Annotated in this window: 18 protein-coding genes; 13 read left to right on the forward strand and 5 right to left on the reverse strand. The window is 59.2% G+C overall.

The genetic code is table 11. From position 1 onward, the window contains the following. Window positions 1–55 precede the first annotated feature (55 nt). From LIX15_RS05890 to LIX15_RS05915, 6 genes are all read left to right on the forward strand, one after another. On the forward strand, window positions 56–1,030 hold the full coding sequence (locus LIX15_RS05890; RefSeq protein WP_227776563.1) for a replication factor C small subunit: 975 nt from the start codon (window positions 56–58) through the stop codon (window positions 1,028–1,030). Window positions 1,031–1,456: 426 nt separating this feature from the next. Beyond that, on the forward strand, window positions 1,457–2,194 hold the full coding sequence (locus tag LIX15_RS05895) for an ABC transporter ATP-binding protein (RefSeq protein WP_227776564.1): 738 nt from the start codon (window positions 1,457–1,459) through the stop codon (window positions 2,192–2,194). After that, a complete protein-coding gene (locus tag LIX15_RS05900; RefSeq protein ID WP_227776565.1) occupies window positions 2,191–3,843 on the forward strand; it encodes a hypothetical protein in 1,653 nt (550 codons plus the stop codon). Before LIX15_RS05895 ends, LIX15_RS05900 begins: the two co-directional genes overlap by 4 nt. A 52-nt stretch (window positions 3,844–3,895) precedes the next feature. Continuing rightward, entirely contained in the window at window positions 3,896–6,667 is a 2,772-nt protein-coding gene (gene alaS / locus LIX15_RS05905) for an alanine--tRNA ligase (protein ID WP_227776566.1), read from the forward strand. Window positions 6,668–7,045: 378 nt separating this feature from the next. Next, window positions 7,046–7,663 (forward strand): GAP family protein, encoded by a 618-nt coding sequence (locus tag LIX15_RS05910; RefSeq protein ID WP_227776567.1) that lies wholly within the window; start codon window positions 7,046–7,048, stop codon window positions 7,661–7,663. A gap of 134 nt (window positions 7,664–7,797) precedes the next feature. After that, on the forward strand, window positions 7,798–9,003 hold the full coding sequence (locus LIX15_RS05915; protein WP_227776568.1) for an ABC transporter substrate-binding protein: 1,206 nt from the start codon (window positions 7,798–7,800) through the stop codon (window positions 9,001–9,003). A 59-nt stretch (window positions 9,004–9,062) separates the two neighbouring features. Here the strand turns inward: LIX15_RS05915 and LIX15_RS05920 are convergent, their stop codons facing one another. Together LIX15_RS05920 and LIX15_RS05925 are read right to left on the reverse strand one after the other, a co-directional pair. Continuing rightward, window positions 9,063–9,875: an ATP-grasp domain-containing protein gene (locus tag LIX15_RS05920; RefSeq protein ID WP_227776569.1), complete on the reverse strand. Its 813-nt coding sequence runs from the start codon at window positions 9,873–9,875 to the stop codon at window positions 9,063–9,065. 148 nt (window positions 9,876–10,023) lie between these two features. Beyond that, on the reverse strand, window positions 10,024–10,281 hold the full coding sequence (locus LIX15_RS05925; RefSeq protein ID WP_227776570.1) for a DUF8028 family protein: 258 nt from the start codon (window positions 10,279–10,281) through the stop codon (window positions 10,024–10,026). A 227-nt stretch (window positions 10,282–10,508) separates the two neighbouring features. On the opposite strand from LIX15_RS05925, the gene LIX15_RS05930 reads away from it, so the two are divergent. The 7 genes from LIX15_RS05930 (at window position 10,509) to LIX15_RS05960 (ending at window position 19,277) form a co-directional block, all read left to right on the forward strand. After that, window positions 10,509–11,915, forward strand: a complete 1,407-nt coding sequence (locus LIX15_RS05930) for an extracellular solute-binding protein (RefSeq protein WP_227776571.1) — start codon at window positions 10,509–10,511, stop codon at window positions 11,913–11,915. Window positions 11,916–11,919: 4 nt separating this feature from the next. Then, complete coding sequence (locus tag LIX15_RS05935) at window positions 11,920–12,870, forward strand: carbohydrate ABC transporter permease (RefSeq protein WP_227776572.1); 951 nt, start codon at window positions 11,920–11,922, stop codon at window positions 12,868–12,870. Window positions 12,871–12,891: 21 nt separating this feature from the next. Next, window positions 12,892–13,818 carry a carbohydrate ABC transporter permease gene (locus tag LIX15_RS05940; protein WP_227776573.1) on the forward strand — a complete coding sequence of 309 codons (927 nt, stop codon included), beginning with the start codon at window positions 12,892–12,894 and terminating at the stop codon, window positions 13,816–13,818. 644 nt (window positions 13,819–14,462) lie between these two features. Beyond that, entirely contained in the window at window positions 14,463–16,796 is a 2,334-nt protein-coding gene (locus LIX15_RS05945) for an ATP-dependent DNA helicase (protein WP_345410433.1), read from the forward strand. A gap of 222 nt (window positions 16,797–17,018) precedes the next feature. Then, window positions 17,019–17,735, forward strand: coding sequence for a hypothetical protein (locus LIX15_RS05950; RefSeq protein ID WP_227776575.1), 717 nt, complete (start codon window positions 17,019–17,021; stop codon window positions 17,733–17,735). Between the two features lie 265 nt (window positions 17,736–18,000). Continuing rightward, entirely contained in the window at window positions 18,001–18,180 is a 180-nt protein-coding gene (locus LIX15_RS05955) for a hypothetical protein (RefSeq protein ID WP_227776576.1), read from the forward strand. A gap of 32 nt (window positions 18,181–18,212) precedes the next feature. Continuing rightward, entirely contained in the window at window positions 18,213–19,277 is a 1,065-nt protein-coding gene (locus LIX15_RS05960; RefSeq protein WP_265338413.1) for an outer membrane protein assembly factor BamB family protein, read from the forward strand. Between the two features lie 28 nt (window positions 19,278–19,305). Here LIX15_RS05960 and LIX15_RS05965 read toward each other — a convergent pair whose 3' ends face one another. From LIX15_RS05965 to LIX15_RS05975, 3 genes are read right to left on the reverse strand one after another with little or no spacing between them, the layout of a single operon-like run. After that, window positions 19,306–20,361: an ABC transporter ATP-binding protein gene (locus tag LIX15_RS05965; protein WP_227776578.1), complete on the reverse strand. Its 1,056-nt coding sequence runs from the start codon at window positions 20,359–20,361 to the stop codon at window positions 19,306–19,308. A 44-nt stretch (window positions 20,362–20,405) separates the two neighbouring features. After that, on the reverse strand, window positions 20,406–22,079 hold the full coding sequence (locus tag LIX15_RS05970) for an ABC transporter permease (RefSeq protein ID WP_227776579.1): 1,674 nt from the start codon (window positions 22,077–22,079) through the stop codon (window positions 20,406–20,408). After that, entirely contained in the window at window positions 22,080–23,192 is a 1,113-nt protein-coding gene (locus tag LIX15_RS05975; protein ID WP_227776580.1) for a thiamine ABC transporter substrate-binding protein, read from the reverse strand. Window positions 23,193–23,222 lie beyond the last annotated feature (30 nt).

Raw genomic sequence — 23,222 nt, forward strand, 5'->3', positions numbered from 1 at the left:
TAACTCGGCGCGGAGTCTCGGGGACTTTAAGAACGACAGGTTCCTCTGCTGGAACATGAGCGAGGCCGACGCGGAAACCGTTCCCGGGCGGGGTACCATCTGGGTCGAAAAGTACCGGCCACAGACCTTGGACGAGGTCGCGGGGCACGACGACATTACGGCGCGGCTGAAGAGCTACATCGAGAAAAACGACTTGCCGAATCTCCTATTTTCCGGACAGGCAGGAATCGGAAAAACGACCAGCGCGGTCGCCATCGCCAAGGAACTGTACGGCAACGACTGGCAGACGCACTTTCTCGAACTGAACGCATCCGATGAGCGCGGTATCGACGTCGTCCGCGACCAAATCAAAAACTTCGCCCGCCACGACCCCGGCGCGGTGGACTTTCAAATCATCTTCTTGGACGAGGCGGACTCCCTAACGAACGACGCGCAGGCCGCCCTTCGACGGACGATGGAGCAGTTCTCCGACAAAACGCGGTTTATCATGTCGTGTAACTACTCCTCGAAAATCATCGACCCGATTCAGTCCCGGTGTGCAGTCTTCCGATTCGGTCCGATTCCGGACGGCGCGGTGGCGGAGCGAATCCGCTACATCGCAGACGAGGAAGGTATCGAGACGAACGAGGGCGGGGTTGACGCCCTCGTTTACGCCGCAGATGGCGACATGCGAAAGGCGATAAACGCCCTCCAAGCGGCGGCGGTTATGGGCGAAACGGTGGACGAAGAGAGCGTTTTTGTCATCACCAGCACGGCCCGTCCCGAGGACATCAAGGAGATGGTGAAAGACGCACTGGAGGGTGATTTCACCCGCGCACGCTCCAAACTGGACGAACTGATTACGGAGCGCGGGATGGCTGGCGGCGACATCATCGACCAACTCCACCGGTCGGTTTGGGAGTTCGGCTTAGACGACGCGGACGCGGTTCGCGTCCTCGAACGAGTCGGCGAAGCCGACTACAGAATCACGGAAGGGGCGAACGAGCGCGTGCAACTCGAAGCGATGTTGGCCTCGTTGGCGTTAAACTGACCGAAAAAGGACGAAGCGAATCGGGATAGGGTCGCACTAACGAACGAGTTTCGAATCGTTCACGCAGATAACGACGGGTTGGCGCGAAAACGGTCGGCGGGGTTGACGATTCGAGACGGCGAATCGGTTATCATGGGCAGGTACCCGAGAACTGTACGAGACGCGCAAATCAAATGTATCGACTGCAACGCGCCGGTCGTTCAGACCGTCGAAAACGCCTTCATCTGTGTGGGCTGTGGCGAGTCACCGATTAGTGAAAATCACCAGTCGGCACGAAATTGACCACGAATCGGCCACAGCTATAAACTGAACGTTAGTTTTAATCGTGTTTTTTACTGTTGGCTCTAGTCACACGAGCATGGCTCGAACTGTCCCCGACACTGCGACCCTCCACATTATCGAACGCCCATGCTCGGAGGAAATTCGATGACGCCCGCCATCGAAACCGACGGGTTGACCAAACGATTCGACGACACGACGGTCGTTTCCGACCTCCAGCTCACCGTCCCCGAGAAATCCGTCTACGGATTTCTCGGCCCGAACGGGGCGGGAAAAACGACGACGATGCGGATGCTCACGACGCTCACCCGACCGACGAGCGGCACCGCGCGAGTCGCCGGGCAGTCGATAGACGACCGCGATGCGGTCGTTTCCCGCATCGGATTTTTACCGGAAGAGCCGCCACTGTACGACGAACTCACCGCCCGCGAGCAGTTGCGATACGTCGCCGGACTGCGCGATGTGGATGCGGAGGAGCGAATCGATACCCTGCTCGACCGGTTCGACCTCACCGACGATGCGGACGAGCGCGTGAGTACGTACTCGAAAGGGATGAAACAGAAGACGGCGCTGATTCAGGCTATTCTCCACGAACCAGAACTCGTCTTTTTGGACGAGCCGACCTCCGGGTTAGACCCACGCGCCGCGCGAACCGTGCGCGAACTCATCTCGGAACTCACAGACGACGGCATGACAGTCTTCCTTTCGACGCACATCCTTCCCGTGGTCGAAGAACTCGCCAACACCGTCGGCGTGCTTCACGACGGTAATCTCGTCGCCGAGGACTCGCCGGAGCGACTCACCCACCGCGCGGAAAAAGAGCAGTCGCTCGAAGACGTATTCCTCGACGTGACGAGCGAGGAAGAACCGATGGTGCCCCAATGAACTGGCCGAACCCCCGACGGAGTGCCAGCATCGCCCGAGTAGAATACCGGCGGAGCATCCGCGCCATGTTGAAAAATCCCGTGCAGTTGTTGGGATTCGCCTTTTTCCTGCTCCTCTTCGTCGGTGTCCCGACGCTGGGGGGTTCCTACGTCGCGTACAAATTCGGCGGCCAAATCGACCAACTTCCGGCTTCGCTTCCACTCCTCGATTTTGCACGCGGCGGCCTCGCCGCCGCATGGCTCATGGTCGGAGCGCTGGTAGTGGCGAGAGCGGTCGGGAAAACCGGGCGAATCGACCACGAGGCGGGAATGCTGACGACGATTCCCGCGCGCGATGTCGTCGGTGGTCTCGTCCTCGCGGAGTTCGCCCGAATCGGCTCGGTCGTGGCGTTTCCGTTACTCTCGATAAGTGTGGCGTGGAGCGTAGCACTCGGAACTCCAACCGCCTTCGTAACTATCGTCCTCGCGGTAGCGGGCCTGTTTACGACCGCGATTCTCGCGGGTCACATCGTCGGACTGTTACTCAAGGTCGCATTCGCGCGGTCTGAACTGCTCGCGCAGTACAAATCCATCATCGGCGTTGTCGGCTTCGGAGTCTATATGGCGGCCATCCTGTCGAACACGCTCGGTCGCGTGATGACGTCTCTCGGGGGGCTGTTGCAGGACGTGCCAACCGCGTGGCTCGGCGACGTGTTCATGCTCGGGATTCCGGGCGTTTCCGCCTCACTTCCCCGCGTCGGCGGTGCGGTTGCGTTCGTCGCGGTTTCGATTCCGGTGTTGTTGTCGCTCGACGTGCGCACCGCGACGTGGCTCTGGTACGGCGACCAAGTCCAAGTGGAGAACAAAAAATACGAAGCCGACGAGTCGAACGCCGACTTCCTCGCCGGATTCGTTTCCCGTCCGACTCGAACCGTCACGGCGAACGTCTGGCGGCGGACAAAACGCTCGCCGCTTCGACTGCTCTACGTCGTTTACCCCGTGTTCTTCATGACCGCGCCGCTTCAGAATGCGGTTCAAACGGGAACCGTCTCGGACTTTCTCGCGGTTTCCATCGCGCTCTACGGCGCGTGGGCAATCGGAGCAACGGCGCTCAATCCGTTGGGTGACGAGGGCGCGATGCTTCCGGTGACCATCACGTCGACCATTCGCGGCGGGGAGTTCGTTCGCGGCCACGTCCTCGCGGTGACGTTGGTTGGGCTTCCCTTCGTCGTCGTCGGAACCGCGATTGCGGGCTTCATGAGTCCGCTTTCGCTCGAACGCTCGGTCGGATTGACGGTCGGAAGCGCCCTTCTCGGCGTCGCCGGAACCGTGGTCGCGCTCGCAATCGGCACCGTGTTTCCGCGGTTCAGTTCGGTTCGCGTGACGCGGAGCAGGCGCGTGGTCGTCCCGAGCAAATCGGCGTTCGCGCTCTACACGATTCTGCTCGTGGCCGGATTTGCTGGGGTGGCGATGGCGACCATTCCGGGTGTGCCCGGAATGGTCGCCGGGTTCGTGGCGTTCGTGACGGACTTCTTCGGGTTCCAAATACTGCTCGACACCGCCGCCCTTCGAATCGTCGGCGGTGCGGTCGCCGTCTTCCTCGGCGGGGTCGCACCACCCCTCGCGTACCGCTACACGGTGCGGGAGTTCGATAGGTACGTCCTCGGCTAATCGCGCCCTTGCGGAACTGTTTTACGCACCGATGGGCGACAAACTACCAAGAATGAGTGAACTTGAGGAGGAGTATCGCCTCGATTATTTCGAGGAAAACGACTTCGTGCGAAAGGAGTGTCCCGAGTGTGGGGCACACTTCTGGACGCGCGACCACGACCGCGAAACGTGCGGGGAACCCCCGTGCGAGGAGTACGGGTTCATCGACAACCCGAGTCTCGACGAGGAGTATTCTCTCTCGGAGATGCGGGAGGCATTTCTCTCGTTCTTCGAGAAACACGACCACGAGCGAATCGACCCCTACCCGGTGGCGGCGAACCGATGGCGCGACGACATGCTGCTCACCATCGCCTCCATCGCCGACTTCCAACCGCTGGTCACGTCGGGCCAGACGCCGCCACCGGCCAACCCGCTCACCATCAGTCAGCCCTGCATCCGGATGCAGGACATCGACAACGTGGGCAAGACGGGACGGCACACGATGGCCTTCGAGATGATGGCCCACCACGCCTTCAACGTCCGCGAGGACGCCGAGAAGGAGTACGCCTACGAGGGCGAAATATACTGGAAAGACCAGACCGTCGCGTACTGCGACGAGTTCTTCGAGTCGATGGGCGCGAATCCTGAAGAGATAATCTACATCGAAGACCCGTGGGTCGGCGGCGGCAACGCCGGTCCCGCCATCGAGGTCATCTACCGAGGGGTCGAACTCGCCACGCTCGTCTTCATGTCGATGGAACAAGACCCGGAAGGCGAGTACGAGATGAAAGACGGCAACCGCTACTCGAAGATGGACACCTACGTCGTGGACACCGGGTACGGACTCGAACGCTGGACATGGGTGAGTCAAGGGACGCCGACCGTCTACGAGGCCGTCTACCCCGACATGATAGACTTCCTCAAGGAGAATGCCGGAATCGACCACTCCGAGGAAGAAGAAAAACTCGTCCACCGCGCCGCGAAACTCGCGGGGCACATGGACATCGACGAGGCCGAGGATATGGAGGCGGCCCGCGACAACATCGCGGACAAACTCGGCGTCACCACGGGCGAACTCGAAGCGCTGGTGGAACCGCTGGAAATCATCTACGCCATCGCCGACCACAGCAGGACGATGGCGTACATGTTCGGCGACGGTATCGTCCCGAGCAACGTCTCTACGGGATACCTCGCTCGGATGGTGCTCCGCCGAACGAAGCGACTCTGCGACAACGTCGGCGTCGATGCGCCGCTGGACGAACTCGTGGATATGCAGGCCGAGCGACTCGAATACGAGAACCGCGATACCATCCGCGATATCGTTCGGACGGAAGTCGAAAAGTACCGCGAGACGCTCGAACAGGGCGGACGCCGAGTTCGGCGAATCGCCAAACAGCACGCCGAGGAAGGGAAATCGATTCCAACCTCGACGCTCGTAGAGTTGTACGATTCTCACGGCCTCCAGCCGGACATGGTCGAGGAAATCGCCGACGAATTCGGCGTGTCCGTCGAGGTTCCGGACGACTTTTACAGCCTCGTCGCGGACCGCCACGACGGCGGACAGGCCTTCGAGGAGGAGAAATCGACGGACGAGCGACTCGACGACCTTCCGAAAACGGAACGCCTGTACTACGAAGACCAGTACCGGACGGATTTCGAAGCCGTCGTCTTGGACGTGTTCGAGCGCGAGGCGGGCTACGACGTCGTCCTCGACCAGACGATGTTCTACCCCGAGGGTGGTGGCCAACCGGGCGACCACGGGTCGCTCTCGACGGACGAGAAAACGGTGTCCGTAACCGACGCCCAAATCGAAAACGGCGTCGTCCTCCACCGCACCGACGAATCGGTCGATAAGGGCGAAATCGTTCGCGGGAAAATCGACGCCCAGCGCCGTCGCCGACTCATGCGTCACCACACGGCGACGCACATCGTCGTCCACGCGGCGCGGCAGGTTCTCGGCGACCACATCCGGCAGGCCGGTGCCCAGAAGGGAACCGACAGCTCCCGCATCGACGTGCGCCACTACGAGCGCATCGACGGCGAAACCGCGAAGCAAATCGAACTGCTGGCGAACGAAATCGTCATGGAGAACACGACGGTTCAACAGGAGTGGCCGAACCGCCACGAAGCCGAGGAGGAGTTCGGCTTCGACCTCTATCAGGGCGGGATTCCCGCCGGGACGAACATCCGCCTCATCCACGTCGCGGAGGACGTCCAAGCCTGCGGCGGCACCCACGTTCGCCGAACCGGGGACGTCGGCTGTATCAAACTCCTGAACATTGAGCGCGTGCAGGACGGAGTCGAGCGACTCACCTTCGCCGCCGGTGACGCCGCAATCGAGGCGACCCAACAAACGGGCGACTACCTCCAATCCGCCGCGGACATCCTCGACGTTGCGCCGCCCGCCGTTCCGGAAACCGCGGAGCGATTCTTCGAGGAGTGGAAGGCTCGCGGCAAGCAAATAGAGAACCTGAAAGAGCAACTCGCCGAGGCTCGCGCCAGTGGTTCCGGCAGTGGCGAGGAAGTCGAAATCGGCGACACTATCGCCGTGATTCAACGAATCGACGCCGATATGGACGAACTCCGCGCAACCGCGAACGCGATGGCCGAGGAAGGGAAAATAGCGGTCATCGGAAGCGGTGCTGACGGCGCGCAGTTCGTCGTCGCGGTACCAGACGGCACCTCGCTGAACGCCGGCGAAGTCGTCGGGGAACTCGCTTCCCGCGTCGGCGGTGGCGGCGGCGGCCCCGCCGACTTCGCGCAGGGTGGCGGCCCCGACGCTGACAAGTTGGACGGCGCGCTGGAAGACGCCCCAGACGTGCTTCAGCAGGTTAAAAACGCGTAGGGTTCGTCGGCAATCGACGACCGCCGTTTGCGATGTGGTTTTTCGAAAGTGATACAGGATCCACCAGCAGCGCGACTATTTTTTCGAAATCGTACCCGCGAGAAGCGGTGGAACGCCGTCGCTTCGAACGGAGAGAGACCAGCGATGTGCTCGGGCACGTGTTCGATAAATTTCAAAATGCTATATGAAATCGAAATGAGTCGGGATGGACGGTACGCTGATACCCTTCGACGGCGTAATAGAGTGGGACATGGGTGGAGTTGACAGCAACTGCACGGTGCGCAACACGGCATTCGTCACACGTCAGAGCAATGAGCCAACGAGGGTGGGGAATACTGTCGAGCGAACAGTTCGGTTCTTACGGGTGGTGAGAGCATCGTGACCGTTTTAGAAATTCTTCCGTTGGCATTCGTCATGGTGGCGGGACCGCAGATTCTCAGCACTATCTTCCTCGCGACGAGCGAGAACTGGCGGTGGAACTCCGCCGCGTACGTGTTCGGTGCATCCCTCTCGATTACGTTCGTCGTTCTGGCGACGTATTTACTCGGCAACGGCATAACTGCAGGAAGAACGTCGAATGACACGGTTCATCTAATCGTTCTCCTTCTTCTTCTCGTCGCCATGGTTCACGTGTATCTGAACAGGAAAGAGTCAGAGCCGCCGAAATGGATGGGTAAACTGGAGAAAGCGAGCCCGAGGTTTTCGTTTCGGCTTGGTTTTCTCCTGCTGGGATTTTTTCCGACGGACATTCTCACGTCGTCCACCGTCGGTTCGTACCTCGCGGGGACGAACCGTCCATTGGACGACTCCATTCCGTTTATTCTCCTCACACTTCTGTTTCTGGCGTCGCCGTCGATCACGCTCATCGTATTCGGTAGCCGAGCGGAAACGTTCCTTCCGAAGGCGCGGGATTGGATGAACGCGAATTCGTGGGTTGTCAACGAGGTCGTTCTCTTGTTCTTTGTCGGAATGAACATCCGTACGCTCGTGGGGTAAAGCGGAACGGACAGATTGTAGACGCTGTGCCATAATTGGCACTCGGGCGTTTTCGAAAACGGGGAATACAGCGTAACCGAGTATTTTGGACGAATGAAAAAGCCTAAGTCTGAGTTTAGGCAAGCCTAAAACACATGAGCGGAAAATTCGCTAGAACTCCGACTCGCCGTGAATACGTCAAGGGCAGTGGTGCCCTCATCGGCGGCGGCCTGCTCGCCGGTTGCACGAGCGACGGTTCAGAGACCACGACGAACGGAAATCAGGGGGGAGACGGAACGACAGATTCGAATAGCCCGTACTCGGTGACGATGGCACCGATGGGTAAAGTCGAGTTCGACGGCGTTCCCGAGAACGTCTTTTCCCTCTTTCCGCAGTACGCGGATATGGCGGTCGCGCTCGGACACGGGGACGCGATAAATTCGATTTACGTCCCCGAGATGTCCGGCAAGACGATGAACACCTACTACGAGCGACTCGACGGCGTCTCCTTCGAGTGGGATGGACTTCCAGACCCGCTGGAGAACGGATTGAGCAAGGAACTCCTCTACCAGCTCGACAGCGACGTTCACTTCATCGACCCGGCCTACGTCACCACACAGAACAACTGGTCGCAGTCCGACATCGAAGATATCCAGAACAACATCGGCCCGTGGTTCGGGAACTTCTACAGCGGCACCCACGACGACCCGCCGGAAGGCTACCGCGACGGGTATCAGTACTACGGACTGTGGGAGATGTTCGAGAAGGTCGCTGGGGTCTTCCGAGAACGAGAACGCTATCAGGCGCTCAAAGAAATTCACGACACCGCGCTCGCGACGATAGAGGACAGTCTACCGCCGAAAAGCGAGCGACCGACGGCGGTGCGCGTCACCTACAGCGACGGGACGTTTTACACCTACCACCTCAACAAACCCGGCTACTGGTTGGCGGATACCCGCCCACTGGGTGCGACGGACGCCTTCGCTGAACAAGATTGGGGAAGCCTGTGGGGAACCGTCGATTTCGAGACGATGCTCGAAGCCGACCCGGACGTTATCCTCCACCTCTGGGGCATCTCGCCTGGATACTACCTCGATGAGATTCAAAAGAAGATCGAGAACCACGCCGCCGGACAACAACTCTCCGCGATTCAGAACGACCGCTTCTACAGCGCTGGAATGCGCTATCAAGGCCCGATTATGAACTTATTCCAGTTGGAGATGACGGCGAAGCAGTTGTACCCCGAGCAGTTCGGCGAGTGGCCGGGTTACGTCACCGGCGAGCCGTACCCGGAAATTCCGAAAGAAGAACAGTTATTCGACCGACAGACCCTTTCGGACGTAATCAACGGAAACATCTGATGTGATTCACGGGCCGCGACGGCCCGTGAGTCAGCGGTAAATCGTGTGTGGGTACGCACTCACCACCATCTTCCCACTCTGTCGTCCGCAGAGGGTTTCACGCCGCGGAGCGCCGCCGAATGGAGTTCAACCGGACTCCACGGTTCGAACTCCCCCTGCCCGCACATGTTCCACCACCGCTTTTCCTCCCGATTCCAGTAGACGCCGTTGAAGTTGCATTCCACGCAGTACCACTCCCCGTTCGTGCTCATGATGAAATCAATACCCCACGTCGTCTCCGAAAGTTCGTCCGCAACTCGTTCGGCGTAGCGACGCGGAGCGGAGAGGTCTACGTCCGCAACCAGCGATTCGAGATAGACGTAGCCGTCCGTGCAGACGTGCGATGCTTTTTCAGCAGTTGTCGGAGTGTGGCCGAGAACCTCGCCGTCGTCGATGAAGAAGCGAACTGATGGGTGACAGGTGTGCGTCGGGTGGGGGCAGAAGTCGAAATCGAGCCACTCGCGCACGACCAGTCCGCCGCCGTGGGGCCACGACTGTTGGTCGTTCTGGTTGAGCAGAGACGCTATCGTTCTATCGACCACCGTCGCGTCGGGCCGGTGGATGAACGACCCTTCGCGGAGTCGAACCGTGGCCGCCTTAACTTGCGTTCGGACGAACGCTCGGTCGTACCCGTTTCGCTCCATGAAGGCCAGAATTTCGTTGGTGTCCCAGCGATAGGAGTCACCGTCCGATTCGAGCGGGACGAACGTCGTTTTCGGAACGGGAACGTCGAGATTCCGAAGACGAGGCCAGTAGTGGTCGAATCGACAGCGTTCGTCCTCGAAATCGGTGAGTAGAGCGAGACGGGAGACATTATGCGTGAGACTGTTCAATAGCCATTAATATGATGATGACGCCGTCGGCGCAGAACGGTAGAATCGAACGATTGGAAACGAGGAACACATTTGATATAGCAAAATAAGATATATAGAAATCAGCGGTAGAAATCGGTGTCCTCGCTGAAAGTGGTTCTCGACCCGTCTATACGTCGGTTGGACGTTCGCGGTCGGGTTCGACTTCTGATGTTACTTCTTCACGTCCGTATCTGTGACCGAGTAGTAGTGAGACGGCGTGTATCGCGAGCAAGGTGACGAAGATTCTGATGCCCGGTTTGAATCCGGCGAAAAGGAGCGGAACGTAGAGCAGTGGAAGCGACACGGAAGCCCAAAAACTGACGAACTGAAGCGGGAAAACAACGACCTGTACGACGAGCGTGCTGACCAATTCTATCACATACATGTCAGTATCCACAACGTTCTTATTGAAGACTATTCGTCACATAAACAAAATTATCCGATTTATAACCGAGTGAGATTCCGTTTATTTTCACGAATGCAGAACCTCTACGCCCTTTCCCGCATTATTTAACTAATCTAAAAATATGGAACTATTATGCCACTTCCAATGTCTACAGATGGGGAATACCTTTGCAGATATCCGTAGTATGTTGTGTGGGTTGGAAACAAATGACACAATCGACTCGGCGACAGTTCATTCGGACGGTGGGGGCAACCGGGGCGTTTTCGGGACTCACCGGTTTCACTGCATCCGCGAGACAGGGAACGACCACGATTCAGTGGGCGGGGAATCAGGTGGACAACCAGAACGTCGGGCAAATTAATCAGGCGCTTCAGGAGGCGGGCCTCCCGAACGACATCGAAATCGAAATTATCGTTACGTCGGAAGTCTCCGAGGACGTACAGCAGCAGTACCGCCAGTGGCTTTCCGCGGGGCGGAGTCAACCGGACATCCTCCGCATGGACAGCGGGTGGACGATTCCATTCATCGCGCGCAACGAGATACTCAATCTGAATCAGGCCATGTCGCAGGACGCGGTGAACCGCATCAAACAGGATAACTTCACGGCCAGCGTCAACAGCGCGTCGGCACCGAATGGCGACCTCTACGCGGTGCCGTACTTCACCGACCTACCGACCATCCAGTATCGGAAAGATTGGGTGACCGATGCCGGATTCGACCCGGAGGGAGAGAATTGGGCGACGGAGCCGATATCGTGGCAGCGGTTTTCAGAGGTCATCGCACAGACACAGAATCAATCGAACGCGCAGTACGGCTACGCGTGGCAAGGTTCGAACTACGAAGGGCTATCGTGTTGTACGTTCAACGAACTCATGACGACGTGGGGCGGCGCGTACTTCGGCGGTCGAGAAAATCTCTTCGGACCGGTCGGCGAGCGACCGATCACGGTCAACGAACAGCCCGTCATTCAGGCTCTTCGGATGGGGAGGACGCTCATTCACGGGCAGGGTGACCAGTCATCCTTGGAAGGTTACCAACAAACCTCGCCGCAGGCGACGCTCCAGTGGACGGAAGGGCCGGTTCAATCGGCGTTTATGAACGGCAACGCCGTGGCGATGCGCTGGTGGCCGTCCGGTCTCTACGATGCAGCACAGGAGTACGGCGACCAACTCGGCGTCATGCCGATTCCGTACGGCGTCCAACCGAACGAAGCGGAGTACGAGGGAACCGGTGGAACTGCAGCGGCGCTCGGCGGGTGGAACCTCGCAGTCAATCCGAATTCGCAGAATCAACAGGCTGCGGTGCAGGTGGTCGAAGCGGTTTCCCAACCGTCGTTCCGCAACTTCGAGTTCACGTCGCTCGGATACCTCCCCTCGGACGCCTCGTACTTGGAAAGCAACAGAGCCCAGCAGGTGGATATCTGGGGCGACTACATCGACACGCTTCGAATCGCGGGTGAGTCGGCGATTCCGCGACCCGTCACCGTCGTCTGGCCGGACGAATCGGCGGCCATCGCTGAAAGCGTGAACGGGACACTCGCACAACAGCAGGCACCGCAACAGGCGATGTCGTCGCTCAATAGCACGCTTCAGGACATAGAGGGGAGCGTCTGACCTGATGAGTTACTCCCGAACTCGACGATTGTTGGCGCGTCCGGCGAGTTGGACGGAACGATTGGGTGAAGAGCAGTTCGCGTATCTGCTCCTCCTCCCGTCGTTTTTACTAGTGGGGACGATGGCGTTTTGGCCCCTCGTTCGAACGTTTCAGCTATCGCTCCACGAGGACAACCTCTTCGGCGGCGGGTACGTCGGCGAATTTGTCGGGTTCGAGAACTACGTCGCGCTCCTATCCGGGGCGCGCGACAGCATCCTCGGTAGTCCGTTCATCAGCCTCGGACAACCGTTCGAAAGTGCAGTAATCGTCACCCTCATTTTTACGATTGTGTCCGTGTCGCTCGAAACGATTGTCGGGTTCGGACAGGCACTCGTCTTAGACCAAGATTTCCGCGGCCGACGCTGGGTGCGCGTGGCAATCATCATCCCGTGGGCGGTTCCAATCGCCATCCAGGGCATGATATTTTACCTCATCTTCCAGCCCGGTATCGGCTTCGGCGCCAGATTGATGCAAGACCTCGGCGTGTTCACGGCGACGCCGCTCATCAACAGCGTCGATTCGCTCATCATCATCATCATCGCGGACGTGTGGAAAACCTCGGCGTTCATGGCGTTGCTCATCCTCGCCGGACTCCAAAGTATCGACCGAACGCTGTATAAAGTCGGACAGGTTTCGGGTGCGTCGCGATGGCAACAGTTCAAATACATCACCTTCCCGCTCGTGCTACCGACGCTACTCGTCGCTATGTTGTTTCGCACCATCGATGCGATGCGCGTGTTCGGTATCGTGGAAACCGTCTCGGATTGTTCGACGATTCCGACGCTGTCGTGCCTCGTCGTCACCACGTTTACCGCGGGACGGTACGGAACGTCGGCAGCGGTGGCGTTCATCACGGCGGCAATCGTCGGCGTGGTCGCGCTGGTGTACATCGTTCGTTACGCGGATATGGGGTGAATCGTGGCGGGGCGTGATACGATGAACGGAGGCGATACCACGACGGAGAAATTCGAGGGGCCGTACACGCGCTGGGTGCAGGGAGCGATTCGAAATCCGAGGCGAGTGTACCGCGCGATGTTCTACGTCGCGGCCATCTTCTTCATCGTCACGACGCTGTTTCCGTTCTACTGGTTGCTCGTCCTCGCGCTGACGCCGCTCGACCGAATCGTCAACATGGGTCTCGTTCCGAAGGGATTCAACCCGTCGGCATTCATCGAGATGTTTCAGTTCATCCCGTTCCACCAGTACATGTTCAACAGCATCGTCATCGGACTCGTGACGACGTTCATCGTCCTTCTCATCGGCAGTTTCGCGGGGTACGCCTTCGGTCGCCTGAACTTCCGCGGGAAAGGAATCCTTCTGGTCACCTTACTCGCCGTCTCGTACTTTCCGCCCGCGGCGTTCATTTTACCCCTGTTCAACTTCTTCACCGGAAACGTCTCCGTGCTGGGCGTGTCGAGTCCGAACTGGTTCAACACGCCGGGTGCGCTAGTCACGCCGTTCAGCGGACTCTACATGCCCTTGACGATTTTTATTCTGACGACGTTTTACGGACAAATTCCGGACGGGTTGGAGGACGCTGCCCGCGTCGAGGGTTCGACGCGAATCGGGGCGCTGTTTCGCATCATCATGCCGCTTTCGGCACCGGGCGTCGCCACGGCGGGAGTGCTGACGTTCATTTCCGTCTACAACGAGTTTTTCTTCTCGTTCCTCATGACCGACGGCCAACCCCAACACTGGGCACCTATCGTGTGGGGGATTCTCAACTATCAGGGCCAGTTTCAGGCGTTCTACAACCTGATGGCCGCCGCGAGTGTCGTCGGCGTTCTGCCGGTTGCGGTTCTCGTCGTCATCGCACAGGAAAAAATCGTCAGCGGTCTCACCGCGGGCGCGCTCAAGGAGTGAATCCCAAAGCCGCACCGCCGCTTTTTCGACGGCGTCAGTTCGTTCTTCCGAGGCGTACATGCCGAATCGTAATTGCGTTCGTTGGAACGCCGGCAACCACCTGCACCAGCGGATGACTGGTTTGCAAGCCGATGAACCTCGCTGTTGACGACCACTCGGCTGGAGAATTCGGGCATGCTCGGTTCGCCGGAGTTGTCGAGCAGTTTCGGTGCGGTTTTGTCGATTTAATATCGCTGTATCAAATTTATAGATGATTTTTGACATTGGGTTTTAAATCGATGAAAATCGACTTTCAGCCGTTCTTGATTCTGTTTTCTCTATTTTGGCGGTCGATAGCTCAGACTCGGATCGGCCCATCTGATAAATAAAATATATTTATTGCTTCGTTCGGAGTGGTGTTTACGGATACCGACTACAAATAACTGCAACCGCACCGCGACAGCCACACGCCTCCCCAACTGATTCCCTCACTCGCTTTGTTCGCTCGGTCATCCGCTTTCAGAGCGAAGCTCTGACGAGCCATTCGTTCGCTTCGATCATCACGAAGACCGCACGCGAACCTCACCACTACACGCGCAGATTTAAATACCGAAACGGAACCACTCCAGTTCAACAGCCCTAAGCACGGGGCAGACAGAGAAACTATGATGGCGGACTGGCGGACCATATTCGGTCACGACGAACCCTACGACGAGCAAGAGGATGGCATCGAGACGGCCATCGAAACCGCCCGCGACGATGGCTTTTCGGTCATCGAAGGAGCTTGCGGAACTGGCAAGACCATGCTGGCGCTGACGGCGGGTCTACACCTCGTCCGCGACCCCGATAGCCAGTACGAGCGCGTGTTCGTTCTGACCAGCGTGAAACAGCAACTCCGCCAGTTCGAAACCGACCTGAAGATGATAAACGCGAACCTGCCGGACGATTGGAATCCGATTTCGGCCCTGACGCTGATCGGGAAAGCCGACGTATGTCCGTACAACCGCGAAAACGCGGGCGGCATCGACGACTCGAACGTCTACGACCGCTGTGAAGGGCTACGGGAGCGAACCCGCGATATAACCGGCGAAAGCGGTGCCACGACCGCTCAAAATCTCGCCTCACGGGCCAGAAGCCAGCAGATGGGATTGGCGGACAGCGGCAGTCAATCGGGAGGCGCGTCCTACCTCGAAACGGCGGGTGAACCGTCGCCCTATCCGCCAGAGATGCCGGAGTACGGCGATGTGGAGTACTGTCCCTTCTACGCGCAGTTTTTGGAGGACATGCCCGAGGACGGCGACCCGATCGAATCGGTTCCGTTCGATTTCGACAGCATGGGCCTCATCGAACCGAGCGATCTCGTCGCGCATTCGGTTCAGTGGGGCACCTGTCCGCACTCGATGATGGGCGCGCTGTTGAACCACGTCGAGGTCGTCGTCGGAAACTACTACCACGCCTTCGACGAAGTGACGACGGCGACGTTCACGGGCGCGCTCGTGGACGATTCGACGTTTCTCGTCTGCGACGAGGCGCACATGCTGGAACCCCGAGTCCGCGACCTCGTGAGTCAGTCGGTTGGCGACAAAACCCTGCGTGACGCGGAAGCCGAACTTACGCGCGTCATCCAACCCGTGAAGTTCGACGACAAGGATTCGACGCACACCACCGCCGATGCGAACCTCGTTCGTTCCGAACTCGAAGATGCGAGCGTGAGCCTACGGGAACTGGAGCAAACGCGCGATTTCGTCCGCGACCTCCGCGAGGAAGTTGATCGACGAGTGACCGCCTACCTCGAACGCGAACATCGCGGGTGGAAGGCGAATCTCACCGATCTGCCTGACGCGGAAATTCCGCTCCGCGACCCGACCGTCCCGCAATCGGACGAGATTTCGAAGTGGGCGGAGCAGGAGGGCTACGACGGAGGAACGTGGGCGCGCGCCGAAAAGGTCGGGGCGGTCGTCGCCAAAATCCTCAACGAGGCAGAGGAGGAAGACAGAGAGCGGAGTGCCCTGCCCGCGGGCAGGGCACTCGGCGAGTGGTATCGCAACGACCACGAGGAGTATTTCCGCGAAATCGTCCTCGAACGAACGTGGAACGACCGCGAACCCGGCGATTCGTGGCGGCGAGCGTACAACGCCCAACTCGCCATGCAGAACTGCGTTCCGAGCGACGCCATCGGCGAACAGCTCGGCGAATTCGGCGGGGGAATTTTGATGAGCGCGACACTCGAACCGCTCGAAATCTTTCAGGAGGTGTCGGGACTGGTTCACCTCGAAAACGACGGCAGACCGGTCGTGGAACGAACCTTCGGCCTGAACTTCCCGAAATCGAACCGCGAGAGTTTCGCGGTGGACGCGCCGAAGTTCACCTACAGCAACCGCGGCGCGCCGGGCGACGAGACAAGGGAACGACAGGTGTACGCTGACGCGATTCGGGACGTGGCACAGTCACCCGGCAACGTCCTCGTCGGAATGCCGAATTACGCGGAAGCGACGTGGGCCGCGGAGCATCTGCGCAAGGTTGTTGACAAGCCGGTTTTGCTGGACGAGAGCAGTGCGGACGACGCCACAGAGGACTTAAAAGACGAATTTTTCGGCGGAGAGGCGAAAGTCCTCGTCACGAGTCTTCGAGGAACTCTCACGGAGGGCGTCGATTATCGAGGCGACCGGCTCAAAGCCGCGGTCGTCTGTGGCGTTCCAATCATCAACACGGCAAGCCCGCGAACGCGTGCGGTTCGAACCGCTTACGAACGAAAATTCGGCGACGGATTTACCTACGCACTCACGGTTCCAGCGGTCAGAAAGGCACGGCAGGCACTAGGGCGAGTAATTCGCGGGACGGACGAGACGGGAATCCGCGTGCTGGTGGACAGCCGATACGCCCGCGAGTCGTGGGATGGCGTCAGGGAGTTTTTCCCGGAAGCCGAACGGGAAGAGTTTCAACCAGTCAGCCCCGACATGCTCTCGCTCGGACTGGAACGATTTTGGCAGACGCACTGAGACGGCAGGACGACGACACGAACTGCTGGCCTAACCGGCGAATCGCGGAGCGAGTCCGTAAATGACGACCTTTCGGCCCGAGTGGGCGTGACGACTAGTGGATTGTTTCCGACGGTCGAAACGGGGATAACGCGGACATCTCGCACACAATTCGCGGTTACGGAACCGAACAGTGTGACCGGTTTTTACTCGGCGCAGGCGTCCCCCGTTCAGAGGAACAAAATGACGGGGTCACCGAAATCACAGCGTCGAGCGTTTTTGAAGACGGCAGGGGGTGTTGCCGGAGTCGGAGTTCTCGGACGCATCGCGATGGCGCAGAACAACCAGACGGAGACGACGGACACGACCAATGGAGGCAATACGACTGAAACCACGGACGGTGGTACCGAAACGACGACTGGAGGTGAGCGGGTTATCGTCCTCGGCGCACGAACCGACGCTTGGCTCGGGTTGGCGCCGGGCGTCATCGAGCGTGCGGACAATCCGACGATAGGGTTGGTTCCAGGCGAACGCTATCGAATCGTCTGGGTGAACTTGGACGGTGCAAGACACCGGTTACAGATACTCGGCGAAGAAAACGGAGATTCGGGGAACGTGTTGAGGGAAACCGGAGCGTCATCCCGCAGGGGGGAAACGCGCGCGATGTCGTTCCGCGCGACCGACCGTGTGCGGCGCTATCGCTGTCGGTATCATCCGAATAGCATGCAGGGCAATATCGTCCGGTCGGGTGATTTCGGAACGGGGACGGAAGGAACGTTCACGACGGAGGAAACGACCGTCGATGACTTCACCGATACGACCGATGGGACGTTTACGACAGATACGACCGAAGGGACGTTCAACACGGGCACGACCGAACGGTTTACGACCGAAACGACGGACGATTTCACCGACACAACCGAAAGAACCGACACTACCGATACCACGAGCAACTACTAAGCGGAGTTTCTATCGCTGGTCGCGATATTTTCCAAATAACTTCGTGGACGATTCATCGGAGATTCGGTGGGGGTGAACCGGTTTTCAAAGAAACAAGCGAAAAAGCCAGATAATATGATAGAAAGGTATCATATTATCGTTCAATGTGTAGCGAGCCAATCGACAAAATATAGTTAAAGAATGTAACTTAGAAGAACGGTTAGCGGTTTTGTAAACATCGCTATTAATTTTATTCGGATTATAATATTACTCCAACATCTCCTGAGTGCAGTTGTCGAAACAGTTGGACTGTGATGACACCGGAACTGCGGGACTGTTCGCACTCGATACGGAAACAGGCGAGACCAAGTGGCACCGAGACGGTAACAGACCAGTGTACGCTGACGACCACCTCTACGTGGCAACGGAGACGGAACCGAGGCGGTCAACCCGCAGAGCGGAGTGACCGTCTGGACGGCACCAGACGTGAGAGGGTCGATGAGCGTCGCGGACGGAAGCGTCTACGTGCTCAATGACACCGAAGGTCGGATAATCTCGCTGGATGCCGATGCGGGGACGGAACAGTGGAATACCACGCTTCCGGTCGACGAGGATGACGTTTCGGGATACGCAATCTCGAACGGCGTCATCTACCTGACCGCCAACCCGGACACGGTGTACGCCCTCTCGGCTGACGACGGCAGTGCGCTGTGGACGAAAACTGCAGAGCACAGCATGGCGGACAGCACGATTGACGAGATTAGTGCTCCCGCCGTAGCGAACGGCGTCGTGTACGTCGGCACCGATGACGATTACGAGTGGAACAAGCCGGAGAACAGCGAAGAGATGGGTGCCGTACACGCCTTCGGCGGCCAAACTGGCGAGGAAGTCTGGCGCTTCGAAACCGCCGCCGACATCCAAGGGCCGCCCACGGTTGCCGACGGACAGGTCTACATCGGTGGCGAATACGCCAGCCAAGACGCCTGGGAGGACGAATCCGAGTACTCCGATCACCCCTCTGACCTGGTTGGAACGGTGTATTCGAGCAACGTAGTGTACGCACTGGATGCCGATTCCGGCGACGAGAGCTGGAGTTACGCTGTGTCGCGGTACACTAACGACAAGAGAGTTCGCGGTATCGCGGTCGCCAACGGCGACGTATACGCGTGGACCGACGACGACGCCACGTACTACCCGTCGGGTGAACTCTTCGCGCTCACATCGAGCGACGAACGACCGAACTCAGACGAACGGTTGGCTGACGATTCGCTGTACGAACAAAACTCGCGGCCAACCGAGACGATAGAGACGGAACCACCGAACGCCGACGAGAAGGAGTTCGAAGGCGGCGAGACCGTCTCGCTCGATGCCTCGAACTCGACAGATTCGGACGGCGAAATCGTCTCCTACGAATGGGACCTCGACGGTGACGGTGAGTTCGAAACGACCGGTACGACTGCCGAAGTAACGGTGCCCGACTGTGAAATCCTCGAAGTTACACTGCGCGTCACGGACGACGACGGTAGTGTCGGCACCGGTAGCGCCGAGCTGCGCGGCAAGTAACGAATCGTAACGACCTCGGTCGCTTTTTTTATCGCTGTTCGACCAGTTCAGGCGTACCACCTTCGACGACGTGAGCGTCTCGGGCGTCGAACCCGACGCGAACCCGGTCGTTTTCCGGTGCCTCCGAAACCCGAAGTATGACCGGTTTGCCGTTCCAGTCCAGGTGTACGCGGAACGCTTCGCCGAGAAACTCGACCGTCTCGACGGTCGCCGAGAACGTATTTTCGCCACCGCCCAATCGAAGTGCTTCGGGGCGAACGCAGAACGTCACGTTGCCGTCCGTCGCGTCTGCAACTCTAAACTCGTGGTCGTCGACCGCGACCAGCGACCCCCCCGTTTCGTGTGCAGCCGTCTCGCCCGAGAAAACGTTGTTTTCACCGACGAACTCCGCGACGAATCGTGATTTGGGTCTGCGATACACATCCTCTGGGGAACCGATCTGCTCGATTCGACCGTCGTGCATGACGGCCACGCGGTCGCTTATCGCCAGCGCCTCCTCTTGGTCGTGGGTGACGTAGATGGTCGTAATGCCGAGGTCGGACTGGATTCTGGAGACTTGCGTTCGAAGGTCGTCCCGGAGGCGCGCGTCGAGGGCGCTCATCGGTTCGTCCAAAAGAAGCACGTCCGGGCCGGGGGCGAGGGCGCGAGCGAGGGCAACGCGCTGTTGCTGGCCGCCGGAGAGTTCGTCGGGATTACGGTCGCCGAAGTCGGCCAAATCGACCAATTCGAGGAGTGATTGAACGCGCTCGTCTCGCGTCACCGTTCCGGGCGGGTCGCGGAAACGGAGGCCGTATCCGACGTTTTCCGCGACGCTCATGTGGGGAAACAGCGCGTAGTTCTGGAAGACGATTCCCACGTCGCGGTCTTCCGGCGGCACGCCAGTCATTTCGCGTGTTCCGAACTGGACTGTTCCTGCGGTCGGTTCCTCGAATCCGGCAATCGCGCGGAGCGTGGTCGTCTTGCCGCATCCGGACGGGCCGACGAGGGTGAAGAATTCGCCGTTTTCGACGTGAATCGAGAGTTCTTCGAGGGCGGTCACGCCGTCGTACTCCTTGCGCACGCCGGAGAGACGAACGTCAACCATTTTTCCACCTCGTTGCGTCCATCCGCCCACCTCCGAAGGACAGTCTATCCATTCTCCCACCTTCCGCCGAGGCGATCGATGACGACGAAACTGACCGCGGTAACCGCGAGCAGAACGGTTCCCATCGCGGTCGCTGGGCCAAGCGTTCGGTTGCCGAGGTAGCGTTCGACGGCGACGGGCATCGTGTAACTGCTACTGCCCGTGGCAAGAATAACTGTCGAGTCGAATTCGCCGATGCTGATCGCGAAGGCGAAGGCGGCCCCGGCGGCGAGTCCGGCCGCGACGAGTGGGAGTTCGATGTCCACCAACGACCGGAATCGGGTCGCTCCGAGCGCTCGCGCGGATTCGACCATTCGGGGGTCGATACCGGAAAGCATCGGGGCGACGTTTCGCGTGACGAAGGGGTAGGCCGCGACGGCGTGAGCCGCGACGATGGCGACCGCGCCGCCGACTTGGATTCTGGTTCCGGCGACCGGAACGCCGAAGACGAGTCCGCGAAGCATGCCGAGACCGACCATCACGCCGCTAACCGCGAAGGGAGCCATCGCAATCGCCTCCACGAGTCGGCCACCGCGCGCTCTGGAAACCACCGCAATGACGACGCCTATCGGGAGCGCGATGAGGAGCGTGCCGACGCCGAAGAACAACGAGTTCTGGACTGCGACGCCGGGTTTCGTCTGAAAAGTTGCCCCCGAAACCTGCCGGGTGACGAGAAATTCGTAGTACCGCAGGGTGAATCCGTTCGGCCCGGTCAGGCTTTCGAGGACGGTGCTGACGAGGGGGCCGACGAAAAGGACGCCGACGACGAGGACGTAGACCAGCACGCCCGCGCGTTCGAGCGACTCCGATAGCCCGCGAACGCCCGAAAACAGCCGTTTTCGGGCAAGTGGCCGACTCGCTCGGGTTGCTGAAGTCTGTCGCGCTTCGTACCTGAGGTATGCGTAGGTCAGCCCCAGTGAGAGGGTGGTTTCGAGAACGGCGAGAACCGCGGCTTCCGAATAGTCGAGCCTTCGGACGAGGTCGTATATCCACACCTCGACGGTCTGGAACTGGAAGCCACCCAGCGCGAGCACGATGGGAAACGACATGAACGTGAAGATGAACGCGAGAAGCGTACCGGTCAGAATCGCGGGGAGGAGTTGCGGAAGGAGCACGTCGCGGAACGCTCGAAACCGCCCTGCGCCGAGGCTGCGGGCGGTTTCGACTTCGCGCGCGTCCACGCTCTCCCACGCTGCGTTCGTTATTCTGGCGACCAACGGCGCGTTGTAAAACGCGTGAGCGACCACGATTGCTGGCAGATTGTAGAGTAAGGAATACGGTCCCAGTCCCACGATTCCGAGCGCGTCGTTTAGCAGGCCTCGCTGGCCGAACATCGCCACAAAACCGATGGCGACGAGAATCGAGGGCATGACGAACGGGATGATGGTCAGCGACCGAATCATCCGTCTGCCGGGGAACTCGTAACGCGAGAGAATGTACGCACCCGGCAATCCGATGGCGACGCTGGCGAGCGTGGAGAGAAGCGCTTGCCACGCCGTAAAGCCGAAGATTTCGTTGATATAAAACTGGTCGGTTAGAACGTTCAGGAAGGCGTCCAGACTGCCCGCATCCGCAAAGACGATGGCAACCGGAAAATAGAATAGCACGGCGAGGACGGCAGTGGTTGCGACTCCGAGAAGGGGGAGCGCGTGCCGTTCCAGCCACTGCCGAACTTCCATTCAGTTGGTTGCGATTTGCCGCGCCCACTTGTCAACCCATCCTTCGACGTTGCCCTTCAGATCGTCGTAGGAGTAGGTCACCGGTTGGTCGGGCGCTTTGGCGTACTCGTCGAACTCCTTTCCGGGGTCGGCCCAGTCGGTCGCCGGGAACTGGACGTTGAGCGTCGGAATCTTCGACTGGGCTTTCTTCGAGAGCACGAAGTCGAGGAAGACGTCGGCCAACTGCGGGTTGTCCGTGTCGGCGAACTTCGCCATCCCTTCGGGGTTCGCGTAGCCCTGTCCGTTCAGGAAGCCGATTTGGTGTTTTTGCATATCCGCGCCGGAGCGGTTTGCGTACACCTGGTCGGTGGAGTAGGAGACGACAATCGGCCGTTCGCCGTTCGAGTAGGCCGTGTAGGCCGCATCCCACGACCCGAGAATTTGGGTATCGTTTTGCATCAACTGCTTCCAATAATCGAGATATGCGTCGGGGCCCTTCTCGTGAATCGACCAGAGCAGAAATGCGCGCCCGGTAACCGCCTGCTGGGCGTTTTGGGTGATGAGCGTGCTCCGGAACTTCGATTTCGTCAGCGCGTCGAATGAGGCGGGTTCGTCCACTTGGTGTGCGTCGTAAACGAGGCTGATGTAACCCGTGTCGTACGGAACCGCCCGCCGTTTCGGGTCGAACTTCAGATCGTCTTTGACGTGGCCGTAGTTCGACAGCGAATCTGCAACCGGAGCGAACAACCGTTTACCGCCGATTTTGTCGTCGATCGTGATGAGATGGTCGACGTTCAAACCGACGTACACGTCGGTGTCGATGGTGACGCCCTGCGCTTTTCGCTGAATGAAATGATTCACCTCGTTTTCGGGCGTCTGCCATTCGAGCGTGGCCTGCGGATATTCCTTTTCGAACTCCGTTTTCAGCCACTGGCCGGGCGAGGAACTCGGCGAATCAACAAGCGCGCTGTACGTGGCAACTTTCAGCGTGCCACCGAGCTCGGCTTGAGCGGTCGTCTTAGCGGACGTTCCCGAAGCACCGGAGTCCGTCGGTTCCGAACCGGAATTGTCGAGACAACCGGCGAGCCCTGCGAGGGCGGCGCTTCCCGCCGTGAGGAATGTTCGACGTTTCATTACCCAGTGGTTGTAGTCGGTGATACTTAA

The organism is Haladaptatus pallidirubidus, assembly GCF_020700235.1.
In the GTDB taxonomy this organism is placed as follows: domain Archaea; phylum Halobacteriota; class Halobacteria; order Halobacteriales; family Haladaptataceae; genus Haladaptatus; species Haladaptatus pallidirubidus.